This window comes from Escherichia sp. E1V33 (assembly GCF_004211955.1).
GTDB lineage: Bacteria > Pseudomonadota > Gammaproteobacteria > Enterobacterales > Enterobacteriaceae > Escherichia.
Window position 1 is genome coordinate 191,523 of sequence record NZ_RHJI01000005.1, and the last position, 20,675, is coordinate 212,197.

The following is a 20,675-nucleotide window of genomic DNA, read 5'->3' on the forward strand; positions in this document are numbered from 1 at the left end:
AGAAACGGAGTTTTTCGAAAAAAAAGGCGGCATCGCTGCCGCCTTAAACTTAACTTGCCTGAGAAGGCGCTTCGTCCGTTCCTGGAAGCGTTTCAGGGAGTTGCGGCGCAAATCCTCGCAGGCCGACTACGTGAACGTGTTCGGTATTCTGGAAGACTTTACGCACCAGCTTATAGGTGGTGCCTTTCTCCGGGCTGATATTTTCAGGTGCCGCGATGATGAGCTGCATTTGCAAACGTTCACACAATTCAAACAGCGTGGCGATAGAACGGGCGTCCAGTCGCGCAGCTTCATCAAGGAACAGCAGGCGGCAAGGAGAGATATCTTTACCACGCAGGCGGCGAGATTCATCTTCCCAGCTCTGTACTACCATCACCAGAATCGACATACCAGTACCGATAGCCTCACCGGTCGACAGTGCGCCAGACTCCGCGCGCAGCCAGCCATCGGAACCACGGTTAACCTCAACTTCCATCTCCAGGTAGTTACGGTAATCCAGAAGTTCTTCACCAATGGTCTGCGGCGTGCGCTGGCCCATATCAATTTGTGGGTTAAGTCGCTGATACAGTTTTGCCAGAGCTTCCGAGAAGGTCAGACGGTTGCTCTTGAACAGATCCTGATGTTGCTCATGCTGTTCTGAAAGCACGTCAAGCAGCATAGCGTGGGTTTCACGCACGTTCACGTTCAGACGCACGCTGTTTACCTGACCGAACGATACGCTCTGCAAGCCCTGGTTAAGCATGCGGATACGGTTCTGCTCGCGCTGAATGGTTTTACGAATGATGTTCGCCACGCTGCGGGAGCTGATCGCCAGTTTCTGTTCGCGAGAAGTTAATTCTTCGGTCAGACGGCTGAGTTCGATTTCCATCTGCTCGATAGCTTCCACCGGATCATCGGTACGAATAATATCCTGGCGAATACGTTCGCGCAGATGTTGGTAAACCGCCACGAAGAACTGTATTTTGCGCTCAGGTCGTTTTGGATCTTCCGACATCCGCAGCACGTCGCGCAGATGTTCGTTATCCGCCACCGCCAGACGCAGCGCACCTAACGCCTTATCCGACATGGAACGTAAATCGTCAGCAGAGAGATAAGCCAGCTCACGACGGTGCAGACGGCGTTCAACGCCATTATCTTTCACCATGCGCATTACCGCGCACCAGCCCGCTTTGGCAGTCACCACCTGCTCGCGCATCTCAAAGTAATCACGTTCCAGCTTGCGCAGTTTGCGGGTCAGGTTGTCCATCTCCGCTTCGCAGAAGGTAAGTGCTTTTTCCAGTTGGTTGCGACGTGCACGGTTATTGCTCAGTTGTGCATGCAGCTCGTCACGGCGAATACGCGCCCGCTCCTCTGCCCCGCTATCGGCACGCACGCCGATATCCTGCAGTTCTCGTTGTAGATCGTTAAGCAGCTCTTTTTTGGTATCGTAAGAACTTTTCAGCGAAGCCAGTACCTGGTTGTACTGACTCAACTGCGCGGCGTGACCGCGCAACGCTTCACGAGCACGAGTACGTTCCGCTTCCGCCTGCTCCAGACGTTGGCGCAGTTTTTCGTTGAGATCGCTGTTCCCACTAAGCATTTCAGCCGAGTCAGAGTAGCTAAAGTGCGCACGACGCTGTACCACTTCAGTCAGGGCGAATGCCTGTTGACGGGCATCGCGCTGCATCTGCTGGGAGTATGCATAATCTTCTTTTAATTGCTCAAACTGTTCAGGGTCGCTCTGCAACACAGAAACGATCGGCTCCAGTTTCGCCAGTTGATTACCAAACTGCTGAACAAAACGCGCGGCTTCCTGAGCTTCATCAAGACGTTCGCGGATTTCATCGACACGATCCGCCAGTGAGTCATCCGCCAACAGGTTGAGACGCGGCAGGATACGGTTCAGTGCCGCAACGCCCTCTTTCGCCTGCTCAAACTGAATGCGCTGCTGCTGGTTATCATTTTCATGATTACTCAACGCCCGCTCCAGTTCGACACGACGGCTGTTCAGTTGGCGAATTTCGGCTTCCGGATCGGACTCAAACGCCACTGCCAGATGGCTGCCAATAAAGCGGCTGAATGCCTGATGCAGTCGCTGGGTTTTCTGTACATCAAAGGAGAGCGTTGCAAAGCGTTCAGAGAGCAATTCGCGCTCGGCGTGCAGGCTTTCGATCCGGCTTTCGCGCGCCGCGCGACCAAACAGCGGCACTTCCGGGAAGCGCGAGTAACGCCACTGACGCTCGGCGGTTTTCACCACCACTGCTTTTTCCAGCTCATCGACGTTGAACACGCTATCATCGAACGACTGTGGATCTCCCTCGATCAAGTAGAGGTCTTCCGGACAATCGGTTAAGCCTTCCAGCTGTTCGGCCACCTGTGACAGATCCGGCACCACAATGGCGTGGCGAGACGGGCCATACAGCGCCGAGAAGTACGGCGCATCTTCCAGGCTAACGTCGTCATAAATTTCTGACAGCAGCACGCCGCCAAAGCGCTCCGCCAACGCATTCAGACGCTGGTCTTCGGAACCGCCTGGCTGGCTTAAACGTTCGATCTCTTCATCGACAGCGTTTTTGCGCGCGCCCACTTCATCACGTTCAACAATCGCTTCGCGCTCACGCTCCAGCAGTTGTTGCAGATATTCGGTGACATCCTGGCTGCAGGTGAACTCTTCACCACACTGCTCACTCAACTGATTGAGGCTGTTCTGCGCTGCCAGCCAAACCGGTGCACGCTGCATCAGACCCTGGATACGGGATTGCAGCTGTTCCTGTTCCTGACGCAGCGCCATGCGCTCTTCATGGGCGTTGGATACGCTGTCAGAAAGAGAGGCAATGCGCGCTTCCAGTTCCTGGTGCAAGGCTTCCAGTTCGTCGATATCGAAATTCTTGCCCTGACGTTTGCAGAAATCTGCCAGCAGACGCTCAGCTTCTTGCTGCTCGCGCAGACGCTGTTCCAGTTCGCTTAAGCGCATCCGCAGTGGCTGAACCTGTTCTGCCAGATGACGCTGATCGACCCCTTCGCGCAGGAGTTCGCGGGCAACATCCCACGCTTCGTTACGCGCCAGTGGGCCGTTAATTGCGACCACCAGCTGATAAGCCTGCTCAAACTGACTGTGCGCGGTTTGCGCCATACTCATTTTCTGCTCGAGAGAGAGCATTGTTTCGGTCGCTTCCAGCTCTTTCGCCTGGAAGGTTTCCAGCCATTCGGCAGCGCTGTCGGCGGTTAAGTCAGGTAGATGACACAATTCTTTGGCGCGATTAAGCGCAGCAATCGCCTGGTTGTACTGGATCGCGCGCGTTTGCTGGACGTCCAGCGCCTGCTGGTAGTCAGCAAGCTGACTTTTCAGCTCGTCCACTTCCAGTTCGGCGGCTTCCGCGCGCGCTTCGTTATCTTCCTGACGCTCGATGGCTTCTGCCACCACTTCATTTTGCTCTTCGAGACGGATCTGCAATTCATCAAGGTCCGCTTCGTAGCGTTCGATTTTCTCCTGCTGACGCAAAGCGGTTTGCACCAGGTTCAGATGATCGCTGGCGGCCTGATAATCCGCTTCCAGATCGCCTTCGGCACCGTTGTGCTCTGCCAGTTCGCGCGCCATATCGACGTGTTTGTACTGCTCCGCCGCCAGTTGCTGACGCGAAGTATGTAGCTCTCGACGAAACTCCAGCGCTTTGTCGAGATGGACACGGCGCTCGTTGGCGTGACGCATGTAGTCTGCCGCGACGTAGTTGGTGGCTTCGCTGATCAGATGCTTAAACAGGTCACGGTCAGACTGGGTGACGCGAATCGCTTCCAGCGTCATACGGTTTTCACGCAGCGCCGCTTCCATGTCCTGGAACGCTTTACGCACGCCGCTGTTTTCCGGCAACAGGTAGTCGCGCAGAGAACGGGTAATGGCACTGGAGATACCACCGTACAGCGAAGCTTCGATCAGACGATAGAATTTGCTACGGTCAGACGCCGAACGCAGACGACGCGCAATGATGCCCAGATCGAACATCAATGAGTGGTAATCGGTAATGGAGTTGAACTGCTTAAACTGCACGCCTTCCATCGCCTCGAGCTTGTCTTTCAGCTCGTTAAGCGGCAGCACGCGCGCCTGGCGTTCGTTCAGGGATTCGGTCACCAGCTGCGTCGGCTGCACCGACATCGGCAGTCCCTGAATGGCAAACGGCTTGATATCAACTTTACGATCGCGCCCGGCAACCTGTTGCAGACGCACGCCGACCACCACGCGCTGGTGACGCGAGTTAATGGTGTCGAGCATCGAATAACAGACACCTGCTTTCAGCTTACCGTGTAGACCTTTATCGCGCGAACCGCTGGTAGCCCCGGCTTCCGTGGTGTTACGGAAATGCAGCAGGGTCAAGTCGGGAATGAGCGCCGTAACAAACGCCGCCATCGTGGTGGATTTACCCGCACCGTTACCGCCGGAAAGCGTCGTGACCAACTCATCTAGGTCAAAGGTGCGAGCAAAAAAGCCGTTCCAGTTAATCAGCGTCAGTGAGCGAAATTTACCGCGTTCAATCATTATTCTTCCTCTCCGCTATCTGGCTGATTCTCTTCTGTTTCGTCATTGAGTTGCAGGTGATTTTCCAGCGACATTGCTTCGCCATCGCGAATCAGACGACGTTGTGCTTCACGCGGATCGTCGCCCGCACGCACATCGGCACCAAAGCGGAACACAGATTCGGTAATGCGGAACTTGCTGCTGTCGTGGCCCATAAACCACACCATGCCTAAGCGACGCAGACGATTGAGCGAAGAGCGCACTTTTTCCTGCAACTTCTGGCGGTCAACGTCTGAACCAGTAGAACGATTGTTCACCAGTTTCAGCAATTTTGCTTCATCAGCCAGGGTGAGCAGTTCGTCATACAGTTCCTGCTGGGTAAAGATCCCCTCGTTCGCCAGCCGTTCCGGGCTGAGATAGAGATAACAGAGGATTTTCCCGACCATCATGTCCAGTTCAGACAATACGGAACGTGGGATGATGGTGGTGGAACGTGGACGTAAATAGAAGAAACCTTCCGGCGCGCGGATTAGCTCCACGTTATAACGCGCGTAAAATTCTTCCAGATATTCCTGAAAATCCATCAGGAAAGCATGATTATCCAGTTCGTCGAGGCCAATATGGCGGCCTGAACGTAAGGCGCTATCCAGCGCCGGAAATAACGGATTCGCCAGCGCCTGCGCCAGCTTAACCGGCATCACTTGTTCAATATTTGTCGATGACATGCGCCTGTACCTTGGCTCCGTAATCATTAATCGGCTGCCATTTCGCTGGCAGTCCGGTGAAGTCTGCTTGCGCTACGCCGAGGCGTACCGCCTGATCAATAACAATACGCGCGACGTCAAAGTGACGCGCACGCGGATACTGCGCCAGATATTCGCGTACCACCAGACCAAGATCCAGTGGCACTTGTCTGGTTTTATAGACGGCGAGCTGCTCTTCGATAATCGCTGCGAGTTGTTCGCGGATTTCGTTAAACTCTTCGTACTCTAAATCTGGCGGAAGTTCCCCGGTCACTTCTTCATCGCGCAGTGCCATCTCTTCGTCACGCATATCCAACAGACGATCGGCATTGGCGTAAGTCAGTGCCCACGGGTCATCAAAATAGGTTTGTACCGACTGACGTAAACGCTGGGCAAAGACGCGGTTTTTATCCATATCGATAGCAGTACGGATAAATTTATGTACGTGGCGGTCGTAGCCAATCCACAAATCGATGGACTGCTGCCCCCAGCTGATAATACGGTCGAGCTTACTTTGCAGATCGAACACCAGACGATCGACAAAATGCAGGTCGTCATGGGTCATAGTGGCATCCTGAATGCGCAACAGATTAGCCTGCAATTTGTCGCCTGCCGCTTCCAGCGTATCCTGCAATTCACGCAGCGTTCCGGAAGTTTCCGAAAGCAACAATTCACAGCTGGAGATCGCCGCCCGCCAGTCTTTGTTCAACAACTGCGCGATATCGTCCTTCACCTGCTGCTGCTGTTCGTCCATCAGACGTTGCGTCAGGTCGATGCTGTCGAAAATTTCCGCCACCGAATATTTCAGCGGAGCATAGACGTTGCGGTGCCAGTGAAACTCATCACCACCTTCTTCGGCGGCATCGGCTGCACGTTTTAACTCACCCGCCACAATCGACAACTGCATAGAAAGACGCAGCGTAGAAAACTCACGCTGACGGATGTAGTAGTCAGTAATGCCGATGCCGAGCGGCGTCAGGCGATAAATAGCATTCCCTTCCGCCTGCTCGCTGGTAAAGCGGTTCAGCAGACGTTGACGTACCATATCGTTGATCGCGTTGTTGGCGCGCACGCCGATGGTTTCGCTGGTTTGCTCAAACGCATCACTCACATGGCGGAACGCATCCACCAGTTCGCCTTCACTCATCTCACCATCAAGACGCTCGCCATTCAGCGTGGCAACAGCCAGCAGAAAAGAGAGACGGTCTACCGGCAACGAGATGGAGAAGTCATTTTTTCTGGCCCAGGCAACCAGTTCGGGGACTGTCTGGGATAATTCACTCATACTTTATCCTTGCTCTGCGGTTTGCGCGCGGTGACATGAATATAACGCCCCAGGTTAATATACGGTTCCTGGCGGCAATAACGCGTTTCTAATTCAAGTAATGCTTCGTAGCTGTCGCGCTGTTGGTGCTTTTCACGCAGATAATCATGAAACACGCGAACGCCGGTCTTGCCGGTTATTTGCCAGCCAGCTTCTTCCAGCCACAGATAAACCTGCGCCGGATCGCGCGGATAGTCTGGCGAAAGCGTCCGTTTTTTCTTCTTCGGCATTCCCGCTTGCACGTAATCAAAGTTCCCTGCAACCATGTTGTGGATCAGCAAGCCATGCGCATTGTAGAACATTAACGATAACACACCGCCAGGACGCAACACTGACCACAGCGTCTTTAATACACTACGGGGCTCGGCCACCCACTCCAGTACTGCATGGAACAATATCAGATCAACGGGCGTTTCCAAATGCGAAGCAACGTCCTGAGCGGCGCAATGTATAAATTGCATGTTGTCGCTCACACCTTTCGCTTCTGCCGCCTGTTTTGCGCGTTCGATCATCTGGGCAGAAAGATCGCACAAAATGACCTGATGTCCGCGCTCGGCCATTTTGATTGCGGTCTGCCCTTCACCGCCACCGGCATCCAGCACACGCAGTTTTTGCGGGCCCATTTCTGCCAGTATACGATCGAGATCTTGCCACAGAATAGCCTGTCGAAGCTGCCCTTTGGTGGTGCCGTAGATGTTACGGGAAAACTTTTCCGCAATATCATCAAAATTGCGATCCTGCATTGCTTTCTCCACCGGTTGGCTAAGACGTTATCTGATAAAGACGCTATTTTGTCACAGCCACGGCGAGAATGAACCAGTCTGGTGTAATATCGCTGGCGATCCCTTGCTATATGGTTAAAAAAGGAACCAGAAAGGATGCTTTTTACACTGAAAAAAGTGATTGGCGGAATGCTGCTGCCACTCCCGCTGATGTTGCTGATTATTGGCGTTGGGCTGGCGCTGCTATGGTTTAGCCGTTTTCAAAAAACCGGGAAGATATTTATTAGCATTGGGTGGCTGGCGCTTTTGTTATTAAGTTTGCAACCGGTAGCCGACCGCCTGCTGCGTCCCATCGAAAGCACCTATCCAACATGGAATAATGCACAAAAAGTGGACTATATTGTGGTGCTGGGCGGCGGTTACACCTGGAACCCGCAGTGGGCGCCAGGCTCTAATTTAATCAATAACAGTCTGCCTCGCCTGAACGAGGGCGTTCGTCTGTGGCGCGCCAATCCTGGCGCAAAGTTAATCTTTACTGGCGGAGTGGCGCAAACCAATACGGTCAGCGCGGCGGAAGTGGGAGCCAGAGTTGCGCAATCACTGGGCGTGCCGCGCGAGCAAATTATCACTCTGGATTTGCCGAAAGATACCGAAGAAGAAGCTGCGGCAGTGAAACAGGCAATTGGCGACGCTCCTTTCCTGCTGGTGACTTCTGCGTACCATTTGCCACGCGCGATGATCTTTTTTCAGCAGGAGGGGCTAAATCCACTGCCAGCCCCGGCGAACCAGTTGGCAATCGACTCGCCGCTTAATTCTTGGGAGCGAGCAATCCCCTCGCCGCTCTGGTTGATGCATAGCGACCGCGTTGGCTATGAAACGCTTGGCCGCATCTGGCAGTGGTTAAAAGGTGCGTCAGGCGAGCCAGGGCAGAAGTGATTTAGTCGCCAGATCAAAGTTGCTACGGTTAAACCGCCCGGTATTTACCAGTTGCGCAACTTCATCCCATAACACATACAGCCAACGCCGCCAGATGAACGACTCCGCCACTGGCGCGCGTTGTAGGTAACTCCAGAGCAAATCTTCCGCCAGGGTATTATCCATCAACCGGAATAATTCATACTCACGCGGCGCCCAGAGCATTAACCCCGGTCCGACCATCGCCAGGAGCTGATCGCTACGGGAATCTTTCAGCATGCTGCGCAAACAGAAATTGCCGTGAATGAGCACACAATTATCGTTAAAACCTTCAAATAACACCGGCAGACATTCACGGGTGCGAAACAGGATCCGCTTATCCTGCATGGTTAAACCAGTGTTATTGAACTGATTGAGCGTCGCCCATAGCATTTCAACGTGCTGGCGATACCAGGAAGGCCAGAAATTTTCCTGGGTATTATCTACTGCGCCAACACATCCGCGGCTGTCCTGACGGTGCCAGGCCAGCAACGCTTCAACAATTTGATCTTTCAGATGTTCCCAACGTTCTGGTGTTCTTGCGGGAGCTTCCACAGAAACACCGCGCATCCGCTCCAGCAACAGGACATCGGGGCCGGGATGTTCTTCATGGGTCATCACGCCATAGATAGTCGGCATGCGAACAGTCCCGCTCCGGGCCAGCATGGTGGTTTTCCATGCCAGCTGTCTGGCCTGCCCCGGGGTAGAAAAACTTCGCGCCATGAGTGGCATCGGGTTTCCCTGGCTGTCATACAACGCCCATAGAGTAGTGTCTACCTTTTCATTCACACACTCTATACGACTCAATCTTTCGCCCAGTAAATGGCTTAGTTCGGCACGCAGCTGTTCCATTCAGATTACCCTCATAAAAGCTACTGCTTTCATAATGAGCGCCAATGTAAAAGATGTCACCTGAATGAGATCAATTGTTGAAGGGAAAAAATACAGAGAATCGTAACGCTACGACACTCCTCCCAAAATTGGATGGAGTGTCGTGGAGATAAATTAAGCCATTTCAGCGCGAACACGCTCAAGATCTTCGGGAGTATCTACACCTGTTCCAGGAACCTCCTGGGCGACAGCAACATGGATTTTTTCTCCATACCACAGCACACGAAGTTGCTCTAACATTTCGATATGTTCTAACGGGCTTGGCTGCCAGTTAACATAGCGGCGGATAAAACCTGCACGATAACCATAAATACCGAGATGGCGCAGGAAGTTATCGCCAACGGTTTCCAGACCTTTCGCAAAACGGTCACGATCCCACGGAATGGTGGCGCGCGAGAAGTAGAGCGCATAACCTTCGGCGTCGAGAACGACTTTAACCGCATTCGGGTTAAAGGCTTCTTCCGCACTGTGGATAGGCACAGCCAGAGTCGCCATTCCAACCTGACGCTGGGCAAGGTTATCGGCAACCTGACGAATGATTGTCGCGGGGATCATGGGTTCATCACCCTGCACATTCACAATCACCGTATCGTCGCTGAACGCGCATTTTTCGACAACTTCCGCCAGGCGTTCTGTACCTGACTGATGATCGGCACGCGTCATGCATACTTCACCGCCAGCAGCTTCAACAGCGCGGGCGACATCCTCATGATCGGTTGCGACGATGATGCGCTCGGCACCTGATTCGCGCGCGCGTTCAAGCACATGAACAATCATGGGTTTACCGTTAATATCGACCAGCGGCTTACCTGGCAGACGCGTGGAAGCGTAGCGCGCGGGAATAATGACCACAAAACTCATGATTTACTCTCATCAGCAGTCAGCACGCGGGCTTCCGTTTCCAGCAGCACTGGAATGCCATCGCGCAGCGGGAAAGCCAGGTTGTCCAGTTTGCAAATAAGTTCTTGTTTTTCCTGGTTATACCAAAGTTTGCCGTTGCAAACAGGGCAGGCAATGATTTCAAGCAGACGATGATCCATAGTTCCTCCAGATGGATCGGGTTATGAATGCATAAATCTTATCATAATCATTTATGCGTCGGGGTCTATTTCCCAGCCGGTGCGGCAATCGGTAAAGAAACCGTGCGGGCAGCGCCCTATTGTTACTCGCGTTGCCTGCTGCCAGTGAGCAAAATCAGTAATCGCCTGACGCAGCCCTTTTTGAAGGGTCACTGTTGGTTTTACGCCATCCTGTAACCAGAGTGAAAGCACTTCAAAAATGCCAGTCTGGCGATGCATCTTAGAATCCATTCGTCCAACTAATTGCCCACGATGCAATAACGGTAGAACGAAATAACCATACTGGCGTTTGGGCGCTGGCGTGTAGCACTCCAGTCGGTAGCTAAAATCAAAAAGTTGTTCTGCCCGTTTACGATCCCAGACAACAGGATCAAAAGGTGACAGCACGGTGCTATGTGTTGCTGTTAGCTTACCCACAAGCGCACGCTCGAGCAGCGGTAACAAATCGGCATGTAGCCAAAGTCGCCCTAATTTCTCCACATTTACGGCGATGATTTGCCGCTGTTCAGCTCTCACATCACGCCACGCCGCCAGCGCTGGTCGTTTCAGCCGGTAGTAATCCGCCAGCCACTGTTCGCGAAATATTCCCAGGCTGCGCGCACTGTTATCCAGCATGATGATTTCTGCTTCCTGCTGCGAAAGCAGATCCCGCTCGTCATTCCAGTACGGCATGACGCGATGGGTTAAATCATAAACGCGCTGGAAATTGCGTCGTTCAACCACCATCACCTTTCCGGCGGTAAAGAGCCCTTCCAGATGACGTTTATGTGGCTTCCACTCCCACCAGCCGCTCGCCCCTTTACGAGGATGCTCAAAATCGGCTGAACGTACCGGCCCGTTATTCTGAATATGCTGAATTAACTGTGCAATTTCCGCCGCATGTTCCTGCATCCAGGCATCTTTGTATTTCCAGCCCATTTTTTCAGGTGCCAGCATGCGGTGGCGAATTAGTTGAAAATCGCTACGCGGCATAAAACTAGCCTCATGCGCCCAGTATTCCATTAATTCACCACGCGCCAGCGATTCATCCAGCCACTGCGGCGGATAATGACCAAGACGACTGAAAAGCACCAGATAAGGGCTGCGGGCAACGATATTAATGGTGTCGATTTGCAGCAAGGACATGCGAGAAATGGTAGCCAGAATATCTTCCGGCAACGCGCGACGACGGGGCTTGTTTAATAGCCCTTGCGCAGTGAGATGCAGATTTCGCGCATCGGTGAGGGAGAGATAAGGCAGCGTCATTCATTGCTCCATCAATTAAACGCTGCCGTGGCGGAATTAGTTGCCAGAAGCCAGCGAGGAAAGTTGTACGAGCAGTCTTTCTGGTTCATCGCCCGTAAGCTGTGCGTCAACGGGCAAATACCACCAGTTTTCTTCCGCAAAAGCCCGACATTTCACCGCATCTTTTTCAGTCATGACGAGTGTTTGCCCGGCGCTTACTAGTGCGCTGACATCCGCATGATTCAAAGATTGATGATCAGCCAGCGGCACACATTTTTCCGGTTGTATACCGCACATCTTTAGTGTGGCAAAAAAGCGCGGCGGGTGACCAATACCAGCCATCGCTACCACATGTTTAAGTTGTGTAACGTCACAACGAGCGCCGGTAAGCAAATTCACTGCCTGACCCGGAATTAAATTCATCGGAATTTCACCGTGACGCGGTACGCCGCCATTAATGATTACCGCATCAACCGATTTTAAGCGCCCTGCGCGCTCGCGCATTGGCCCCGCTGGCAACCACCAGCCATTGCCAAATCGACGCACACCATCGATAACAACGATTTCCACATCACGCGCCAGACGGTAATGCTGTAAACCGTCATCAGTTACGATGATCTGCACATCAGGGTGTTGTGCCAGAATGGCTTTTACCGCATCTGAACGGACGGGAGAAACTGCAACAGGCGCACCGGTACGTTGATAAATCAGCACCGGTTCATCACCCGCCTGTGCAGTGGTGGTATCTGCCGACAATAACAGCGGATACGACTCAGCTTTACCACCATAGCCCCGGGACACTACGCCAACACAAATACCGCGTTTTTGTAGTTGTTCCACCAGCCAGACAACCACCGGGGTTTTCCCGTTACCGCCCGCGGTGAGATTACCGACCACGACAACCGGCACGGGAGCACACCATGCGCGTTTGAGTTTCAATTTGTAGCAAAGACGGATTGCGCCACTCACCAGGCCATACAGCCAGGAGAGTGGCAGCAGCAGCCGCCACAAAGGCGACTCACCGGACCAGATTTTTTCGATCATTGGCCAAACTGCATTTTATGAAGTTGTGCGTAGACTCCACGGTGCTCAAGCAAATCGTTATGCGTACCGCGTTCCACAATGACACCATCCTCAACAACCACAATTTCGTCTGCCTTTTCAATGGTAGACAAGCGGTGGGCAATCACCAGTGAGGTACGGTTTTTCTGCAACTCGTCCAGCGCCGCCTGAATCGCACGTTCGGATTCGGTGTCCAGCGCCGAGGTGGCTTCATCCAGAATTAGAATTGGGCTATCACGCAGCAAGGCACGGGCAATGGCAATACGCTGACGCTGACCGCCAGAAAGCAACACGCCGTTTTCACCAATCACCGTATCAAGACCGTTATCCATCTTATTGATAAAGTCCATGGCGTAGGCCATACGTGCCGCTTCTTCAATTTGCTCACGGCTGTACTGTTCAGTACGGGCATAAGCAATGTTGTTGGCAACCGTGTCATTAAACAGATGGACATTCTGCGACACCAGAGCAACCTGGTTACGTAACGACGCCAGGGTATACTCGCGCAGATCGTGACCATCCATCAGGATCTCGCCTTCATCGATATCATAAAAACGGGTTATCAGGCTGGCGATGGTCGATTTACCCGAGCCTGAACGCCCTACCAGAGCCACTGTTTTCCCTGCCGGGATCTTCAGGTTGATATTACGCAGCGCAGGGACTTCACGCCCCGGATAGGTAAAGGTGACATTACGGAATTCGACGTCGCCGGTAGCACGCTCAATCTCGCGTTTACCTTCGTCTTTCTCCTGTTCACTATCCAGAATGGTAAACAGCGTCTGACACGCCGCCATCCCGCGTTGGAACTGGGCGTTAACGTTGGTCAGCGATTTCAGCGGACGCATCAGTGCAATCATCGAAGAGAAGACGACAGTAATCGTACCGGCAGTCAGGCTATCCATCACGCTTGGGAAGCTCGCAGCGTAGAGAACAAATGCCAGCGCCAGAGAGGCGATCAGCTGAATGATCGGGTCAGAGATGGAAGAGGCAGAAACCATCTTCATCCCCTGCAAACGCATCTTGTTGCTGACCTTATCAAAACGCTTCGTTTCTACTTCCTGGCCGCCAAAAATCAATACTTCTTTGTGGCCTTTCAGCATCTGTTCAGCACTGGTGGTCACCTGCCCCATAGTGTTTTGCATGTTTTTACTGATGCTGCGAAAACGCTTCGACACGATACGAATCGCAATCGAGACGATCGGCGCCAGCACAATCAGTATGATCGACAGCTGCCAGCTGTAATAGAACATCATGGCGAACAGACCGATAATGGAAGCACCTTCACGCACCACCGTAATCAGCGCGCCAGAAGACGACGAAGCAACCTGTTCAGAATCGTAAGTAATACGTGAAAGCAGTGTCCCGGTTGACTGTTTGTCAAAAAATGACACTGGCATTCCCATCATGTGGCCGAACAGACGTCGACGCATGGTCATGACCACTTTTCCTGATACCCAGGAGATACAGTAGCTGGAGATATAACTGGTGATACCACGTAAAATCATCAGGCCGATAACCACCAGCGGCATCCACATCAGCACGGAGCGATCTGTTTTACCAAAGCCATCATCGAGAAGCGGCTTAAGGAGCGATAACATGAAGGTATCGCTGGCTGCGTTGAGAATTAACGCTATGCCCGCCACGATCAGACCCGCTTTAAAAGGCGCAATGGTTGGCCACAGTCGGCGGAATGTCTGCCACGTAGAGAGATCTTTGTCGTTATGCATTCAAAAAACCAGCATTTGTTGAAATAGCCGCATATTCTACCCGTTATCCACTGGCACGCCAAACCACTGATGATACCAACGAGGTAAAATTTGCTCCCTTAGGCTGCTGACCCGCCAGCCTTGCGCTGAAAAATCGACCGTTATTTGCCCCTGATGTGGAGTGTCAACCCATTGATATCCCTGTAGTTGATAGCGACGTTTAACTTTACTGGAAGGCAGTCGCCATGCGTTATAGCGCGATGCTGATGCCAGTGCCATTTTTCCATTTACGCGCTGAATTAATGGCACAGATGACGAGGTATTACTGCCGTGATGCGGTACCTGAATCAAGGTTGCCTGCACCTGCTGCCAGTAACGACTTAACATTTTTTGTTCAGCCGGCGCTTCAATATCGCCAGTCAAAAGAATGCTATGTGTTCCGTCATCAACCTTAATCACACAGGAATGGTTATTTCCCTTTTCGTTACTCACTTGCAAAGGCCAGTGCACGCTAAACTGCAATCCTTGCCACTGCCACGCTTCGCCACGCACGCAGGGCTGATGGTGTTCCCAGTTTAAAGGGCTTCTTACCCATAACGTCGGCCAGGCATGTAATATCGAGTCCAGTCCCCCCCGGTGATCAAGATGTTCATGACTAAGAATAATGCCTTTCGGTTCAAGATCATGCCAGCGGAGCCAGGGAATAATCAGTTGTTGCCCACTGTCCCCCTCCGGCCAGGCAAGCCCTGTATCATAGAGAACCGCTTTACCGTTTCGAGCGATCACCATTGCCAGCCCTTGCCCGACATCAAGCATATATACCTGCCACTCGTCAGGCCGTGGTTTTTGCCACAGTGGCCAACACATTATAATTCCTCCAGCTATACACACCGCAGGCAACGTTCGCCATGCGTTTAGTCGCCCTATCACCAGTAATAACCAGGGCGAAAATGATAGCCATTGCCAACGTTCAGCAATATTTATCCACCCTTCAGGCAAACTCTTTAACACCCCAAAAAGTAAAGCCAGGGACCAATCGGCAAGAAACCACAATCCTTGCTCCAGGATTAATGGCCCGCTTAAATGCACAACCATTGCGGCGAGGATCAACGGAACCGAAATAAATGTCACTAAGGGAATGGCGAACAGATTTGCCAGAAATGAAGTCAGACTAACGCCATGAAATATGACTATTTGTACTGGCATTAGCAGGAGTGTTATACCTAGTTGCAGATGGATGAGTGAAACAGTAGCTCGCAATACAGGCGGCAACGACCAGACCGGACAGGGAAACCACTGATACCAAAATATCAGCGCCGCCACCGCTGCGGCAGAGAGCCACAAACTTTGCGACAGGATAGCGACAGGGTCCATCAGTAGAATTGCCGCCAGGCAGCATATCCACACATCCCAGCCACTCCATTGCCGACCGCTCAATTTGAGCGCTCCCCAGGTCGCAAGTGCCACCACGGTACGCAATGCGGGCGGCTGCATACCGGTCAGCCAGGCATAAAAAGCAGCGCAGCAAACTCCGCCTATTAATGGCATCTGCCAGTAGATCCAACGCCCGGGGAGAAAAATTTGCCCACCGCGAATTAGCCCCGCAGCCAATAGTGCTGCAAAGGCGATGTGTAAACCCGATATCGCCATTAAGTGTGCCGTACCGGTATCGCGCATTATATTCTTAACTTCTTTAGATACCGATAACCGTTCACCCATTCCTAAACCGAGCATCACCGTCTGCCATGAATACGGTTGCAGCGTCGTTTGCAGAGATGCCAGATATTGCGCACGCAGGCTACAATCGGGTTCAATGACGTTTGCTTGCAGAAAACGCCCGGTAAGTGGCTGATGCTGGGCAATGGCATAACGCTGGCTGTCAAAGCCGCCATCATTAAGTTGACCATGAACAGCACGCACTTTGAGTTTCATCGACCATCGTTGCCCGGCGCATACCGCTTGTGGCAAATATTCGCCATATAGCGCGATGCCTGGCGCGGGAAATAACCGTCGCCCTTGTAGATGGGTAATTTTCCCGTAATGCGTGGTCATGCCATCAGTAGCGGTAATCTCTACGATTGCATCCTGCGTCGCGCCAGCTAAGTTTTCCCCTGCCCACAGAATTTGCTTCGCCGCCAACACGCCCCAAAGAAAAAAAAGCAGTGTCAGCGTGAAATAACGGACGGCTTTAACAGGAATAAATACCAGTAAGCAGGCGAATACAGTCAGACTTGCGAGAGTTAATGTCCCAGGCAATTGCGGCAAAATCAGCAACGGGAAAATTCCGCAAATTATGCATAGGCTAACCGTCGTTATTTTCATGCACTCCTCCCTGTTTTTGGAAAGTGTGCAACTTTGTTGAGTTGTTGTCTGGCGGGAGTTTTACGTTGCCCGAGGCACGTTCAGAAGAATTTAACAGGATGATGAAAACTATACACAACTCTGCGAGACAGCTTCCAGAATCATATTGCAGAAATGAAAAAAGCACCCGACAGGTGCTTTTTCCGCGTTCAAGTTTTACTAAAACTCAACCGTAAATATTGGCGCGATCGCGCAATTCTTTACCGGGTTTAAAGTGAGGAACGTATTTTCCTTCCAGCTCTACTTTATCGCCAGTCTTCGGATTACGTCCGGTACGCGGTGCGCGGTAGTGCAAAGAGAAACTGCCGAAACCGCGGATTTCAATACGCTCGCCCTGCGCAAGAGTCGAGGCCATATGCTCCAGCATCTCTTTTACTGCATCTTCAACCGTCTTGGCGGGAATGTGCGATTGCTGGGTGGCAAGTCTTTCTATCAATTCTGACTTGGTCATGATTCCTCCGGTTCCTTAAAGGCAAATTTAACGGCTGCTGTTGCTGCATTGATTAAGGGCGGCCGTAGCCGCCCTTAGTGCTTGATTACAGGACGAAACCTGCAATCTGTCAAGTAAACTCAGCAAACTTCGGAATAAAAATCCCGAAGAGTCAGAGAATTACTCGCCTTTAGCTGCTTTGAAAGCTTCAGCCATTGCGTTGTTGGAGAAGTTTGCATCTTCCTGTTTGTTAACAGTTGCGATTGCATCTTTCTCGTCAGCTTCGTCTTTCGCACGAACAGACAGGCTGATTGCGCGGTTTTTACGATCAACGCCGGTGAATTTAGCTTCAACTTCGTCGCCAACGCTCAGAACCAGGGTAGCGTCTTCAACGCGGTCACGGGATGCTTCAGAAGCACGCAGGTAACCTTCAACGCCGTCAGCCAGTTCTACGGTTGCGCCTTTAGCGTCAACTGCAGTTACTTTACCGGTTACGATAGCGCCTTTCTTGTTCAGAGCAACCCAGTTGTTGAACGGATCTTCTGCGAGCTGTTTAACGCCCAGGGAGATACGTTCACGTTCTGCGTCAACCTGCAGAACAACTGCAGCGATTTCGTCGCCTTTTTTGTATTCACGAACTGCTTCTTCGCCTGCAACGTTCCAGGAGATGTCAGACAGGTGAACCAGGCCATCGATGCCGCCATCCAGGCCGATGAAGATACCGAAGTCAGTGATAGACTTGATTTTACCTTCAACACGGTCGCCCTTGTTGTGGGTTTCCGCGAACTGCTGCCACGGGTTAGCTTTGCACTGTTTCAGACCCAGGGAGATACGACGACGTTCTTCGTCGATATCCAGAACCATAACTTCCACTACATCGCCAACATTAACAACTTTGGACGGATGGATGTTTTTGTTGGTCCAATCCATTTCGGAAACGTGTACCAGGCCTTCAACGCCTTCTTCGATTTCAACGAAGCAGCCGTAGTCGGTCAGGTTGGTCACGCGACCAGTCAGTTTGGTACCTTCCGGATAACGTTTAGCGATAGCTACCCACGGATCTTCGCCCAGCTGTTTCAGGCCCAGGGATACACGGGTACGTTCGCGGTCGAACTTCAGCACTTTAACAGTGATTTCGTCGCCCACGTTGACGATTTCGCTCGGATGCTTAACGCGTTTCCAGGCCATGTCAGTGATGTGCAGCAGGCCGTCAACGCCGCCCAGATCAACGAATGCACCGTAGTCAGTGAGGTTCTTAACGATACCTTTAACTTCCATGCCTTCCTGCAGGTTTTCCAGCAGCTGATCGCGCTCTGCGCTGTTTTCGGATTCGATAACGGCACGACGAGAAACAACAACGTTGTTGCGCTTCTGATCCAGCTTGATTACTTTGAATTCAAGCTCTTTGCCTTCCAGGTGCAGAGTGTCACGCACCGGACGAACGTCTACCAGTGAACCTGGCAGGAACGCACGAATACCGTTCAGCTCAACAGTGAAGCCGCCCTTAACTTTGCCGTTGATAACACCGGTAACAGTTTCAGCATCTTCGTAAGCTTTTTCCAGCGTGATCCAGGCTTCGTGACGTTTAGCTTTCTCACGGGACAGCAGAGTTTCACCGAAGCCGTCTTCTACTGCGTCCAGAGCAACGTCAACTTCGTCACCTACCTGGATTTCCAGCTCGCCCTGGGCGTTTTTGAACTGCTCAGCCGGGATGGCAGACTCAGATTTCAGACCAGCGTCAACCAGTACTACGTCTTTGTCGATAGCAACAACAACGCCACGAACGATAGAACCCGGGCGGGTTTCGATTTCTTTTAAGGACTCTTCAAAGAGTTGAGCAAAAGATTCAGTCATGTTTAATCTTCAGGTTTATATTTAACGTCCACCTGGCTCCGTGCCGGATGGGGTTGTTTAACATACCCGCTGTCATTCCATTGCAACGGGGGTACTGCAAATTCGGTCGCTTATGCGAGAGCCAATTTTTGGCGCGCGTAGTGTAACGCTTTTTCAATCACTTGCTCAATGCTTAAGGTGGTGGAATCCAACACTAAAGCATCGGCTGCCGGAACCAGGGGCGCTACCGCGCGATTACGATCGCGGTCATCGCGTTCTTTGATCTCGGCCAAAAGGCGCTCAAAGTTAACACTAAAGCCCTTCTCCTGCAACTGTAGCATGCGGCGATGCGCACGTTCTTCCGAAGAGGCGTCAAGGAAAATTTTTACTGGTGCATCAGGGAATACCACTGTCCCCATATCGCGACCATCAGCTATCAAACCGGGTAACTCCCGGAATGCGCGTTGGCGACGCAAAAGCGCTTCACGAACGCGCGGGAACGCCGCCACTTGTGACGCGGCATTCGCTACTTCCTGGGTCCGAATTTCGCCGCTGACATCTTCCCCTTCGAGGATGACTTCCAGATTGCCATTGGTCGAAACAAAACGTACATCCAGATGAGATGCCAGCGGCACCAGGGCATCTTCCGAGGCCACATCAACATGGTGATGTAATGCCGCCAGTGCCAGTACGCGATAAATTGCACCCGAGTCCAGCAGATGCCATTGCAACGCTTCCGCCATAGCCTTACACAAGGTGCCCTTCCCTGCACCGCTTGGGCCATCAATGGTAATAACCGGGGCAATTGCCGTCATCTTTATCTCCTTAAAACAGGCGTACCGTTAACATAACCGCGCGCATTATACGCTTCAGGGCCACAAATCGTTAACGTTGTGTGCAAAAACTCGTTTTGTCTGTATTCAGGTGGGGATTTATTGCGCAATTATAGCGGGCTGGCAGAAGACCAGCCCGAAAGATGACAATGATTTACTTACCAGAGGCGATACGATCACGGATGTGTTGCGCACGCTCTGTTGATGGTGGGTGGGAGTCAAACATAGACTGGGTACGGCCGCCATCCAGGCTCGCCAGTTTTTCAAAGCTACCTACCAGGCCCTGGGTGCTGATGCCACGTTTCTTCAGCAGATCAAAGGAGAAATCATCAGCTTCGGACTCTTTATCGCGGGAGTACTTAGCATTGATAGCGCCTTCTGCGATATCCCCCAGTTGCGAACGAGAAAGCTGGGAAGCAACACCGCTGGTGGCGGAGATTGCATCGCGTGCGGCAACGATCGCATAAGAGGCTTTCATTTCAGCCAGTGAGTGACCCAGCGCGACGTGACCCAGTTCATGGCCCAGAACGCCTTCAATTTCGTTGTCGTTCATCATGTCCATCAGGCCGCTGTAGACACGAACACAACCGTTGGCCATCGCCCATGCATTGACGTCGCTGGTCATATAAACCTTATAGTTGACCGGCGTACCGTTAATGTTGTTACCCAATGCTTTGGCGATTTTCGCCAGACGTTTACCATACTTACTGGATTTGCTTGCTACTTGATTGCCGCTGTCCATTTCGGCACAGCCCTGATTTGCAATGGCTTTTGCATCGGCATCGCTTAACGTCGCGGCTTTATAGGCATTTAAACCGGAGCTGATAGCCATATTGGTATCAATACCGAGCGTATTTTGACACCCTGTCAATAATGCTGCAGAGGTCGCAATCGCCAGCAGTAATTTAGTATTCTTCATGTGAATCATCCGTTGATTAATCATATATAAATATTATATATCAACAAGTTACATTGACATCCAACGCTACCATCTATAAAAGTGACTCACAAGGTCCGAAAAAAA

The 20,675-nt window shown here is 52.0% G+C and carries 16 protein-coding genes; 1 reads left to right on the plus strand and 15 read right to left on the minus strand.

The features are described 5' to 3' along the window. Positions 1 to 49 precede the first annotated feature (49 nt). Genes mukB through cmoM form a run of 4 tightly spaced genes read right to left on the minus strand, consistent with a single transcriptional unit; the run spans position 50 to position 7,299 of the window. Positions 50 to 4,510 carry a chromosome partition protein MukB gene (gene mukB / locus D9742_RS05490; RefSeq protein WP_130236244.1) on the minus strand — a complete coding sequence of 1,487 codons (4,461 nt, stop codon included), beginning with the start codon at positions 4,508 to 4,510 and terminating at the stop codon, positions 50 to 52. Then, complete coding sequence (gene mukE, locus D9742_RS05495) at positions 4,510 to 5,214, minus strand: chromosome partition protein MukE (protein WP_010344468.1); 705 nt, start codon at positions 5,212 to 5,214, stop codon at positions 4,510 to 4,512. Before mukE ends, mukB begins: the two co-directional genes overlap by 1 nt. Further along, positions 5,195 to 6,517, minus strand: coding sequence for a chromosome partition protein MukF (gene mukF, locus D9742_RS05500; protein WP_064528351.1), 1,323 nt, complete (start codon positions 6,515 to 6,517; stop codon positions 5,195 to 5,197). The genes mukE and mukF overlap by 20 nt, the downstream gene beginning before the upstream one ends. Further along, the gene (cmoM, locus tag D9742_RS05505) at positions 6,514 to 7,299 is read right to left on the minus strand and encodes a tRNA uridine 5-oxyacetic acid(34) methyltransferase CmoM (RefSeq protein WP_130236245.1); all 786 of its coding nucleotides are present in this window, start codon (positions 7,297 to 7,299) and stop codon (positions 6,514 to 6,516) included. Before cmoM ends, mukF begins: the two co-directional genes overlap by 4 nt. Before the next feature lie 135 nt (positions 7,300 to 7,434). Between cmoM and elyC the strand changes: the two genes are divergently transcribed. Then, positions 7,435 to 8,214 (plus strand): envelope biogenesis factor ElyC, encoded by a 780-nt coding sequence (elyC, locus tag D9742_RS05510; RefSeq protein WP_130236246.1) that lies wholly within the window; start codon positions 7,435 to 7,437, stop codon positions 8,212 to 8,214. Here the strand turns inward: elyC and D9742_RS05515 are convergent. The 11 genes from D9742_RS05515 to ycaL form a co-directional block, all read right to left on the minus strand. After that, positions 8,191 to 9,084: a YcbJ family phosphotransferase gene (locus D9742_RS05515; RefSeq protein WP_130236247.1), complete on the minus strand. Its 894-nt coding sequence runs from the start codon at positions 9,082 to 9,084 to the stop codon at positions 8,191 to 8,193. The genes elyC and D9742_RS05515 overlap by 24 nt on opposite strands. Positions 9,085 to 9,237: 153 nt before the next feature. Continuing rightward, on the minus strand, positions 9,238 to 9,984 hold the full coding sequence (gene kdsB, locus D9742_RS05520; RefSeq protein WP_064528339.1) for a 3-deoxy-manno-octulosonate cytidylyltransferase: 747 nt from the start codon (positions 9,982 to 9,984) through the stop codon (positions 9,238 to 9,240). Next, positions 9,981 to 10,163 (minus strand): protein YcaR, encoded by a 183-nt coding sequence (gene ycaR / locus D9742_RS05525; RefSeq protein WP_000350058.1) that lies wholly within the window; start codon positions 10,161 to 10,163, stop codon positions 9,981 to 9,983. The genes kdsB and ycaR overlap by 4 nt, the downstream gene beginning before the upstream one ends. A 51-nt stretch (positions 10,164 to 10,214) precedes the next feature. Continuing rightward, the gene (ycaQ, locus tag D9742_RS05530; protein WP_130236248.1) at positions 10,215 to 11,447 is read right to left on the minus strand and encodes a crosslink repair DNA glycosylase YcaQ; all 1,233 of its coding nucleotides are present in this window, start codon (positions 11,445 to 11,447) and stop codon (positions 10,215 to 10,217) included. A 36-nt stretch (positions 11,448 to 11,483) separates the two neighbouring features. Further along, positions 11,484 to 12,470, minus strand: a complete 987-nt coding sequence (lpxK, locus tag D9742_RS05535) for a tetraacyldisaccharide 4'-kinase (RefSeq protein ID WP_130236249.1) — start codon at positions 12,468 to 12,470, stop codon at positions 11,484 to 11,486. Beyond that, positions 12,467 to 14,215 (minus strand): lipid A ABC transporter ATP-binding protein/permease MsbA, encoded by a 1,749-nt coding sequence (gene msbA, locus D9742_RS05540; RefSeq protein ID WP_064528332.1) that lies wholly within the window; start codon positions 14,213 to 14,215, stop codon positions 12,467 to 12,469. Before msbA ends, lpxK begins: the two co-directional genes overlap by 4 nt. Before the next feature lie 36 nt (positions 14,216 to 14,251). Continuing rightward, positions 14,252 to 16,516, minus strand: coding sequence for a ComEC family protein (locus D9742_RS05545; RefSeq protein WP_130236250.1), 2,265 nt, complete (start codon positions 16,514 to 16,516; stop codon positions 14,252 to 14,254). A gap of 205 nt (positions 16,517 to 16,721) precedes the next feature. Beyond that, positions 16,722 to 17,006: an integration host factor subunit beta gene (gene ihfB, locus D9742_RS05550; RefSeq protein WP_000167336.1), complete on the minus strand. Its 285-nt coding sequence runs from the start codon at positions 17,004 to 17,006 to the stop codon at positions 16,722 to 16,724. Between the two features lie 159 nt (positions 17,007 to 17,165). Further along, on the minus strand, positions 17,166 to 18,839 hold the full coding sequence (gene rpsA, locus D9742_RS05555; RefSeq protein WP_000140327.1) for a 30S ribosomal protein S1: 1,674 nt from the start codon (positions 18,837 to 18,839) through the stop codon (positions 17,166 to 17,168). Positions 18,840 to 18,949: 110 nt separating this feature from the next. Then, positions 18,950 to 19,633, minus strand: coding sequence for a (d)CMP kinase (gene cmk, locus D9742_RS05560; RefSeq protein WP_000125014.1), 684 nt, complete (start codon positions 19,631 to 19,633; stop codon positions 18,950 to 18,952). Positions 19,634 to 19,805: 172 nt separating this feature from the next. Further along, positions 19,806 to 20,570, minus strand: a complete 765-nt coding sequence (ycaL, locus tag D9742_RS05565) for a metallopeptidase YcaL (protein ID WP_089571423.1) — start codon at positions 20,568 to 20,570, stop codon at positions 19,806 to 19,808. Positions 20,571 to 20,675: the final 105 nt, after the last annotated feature.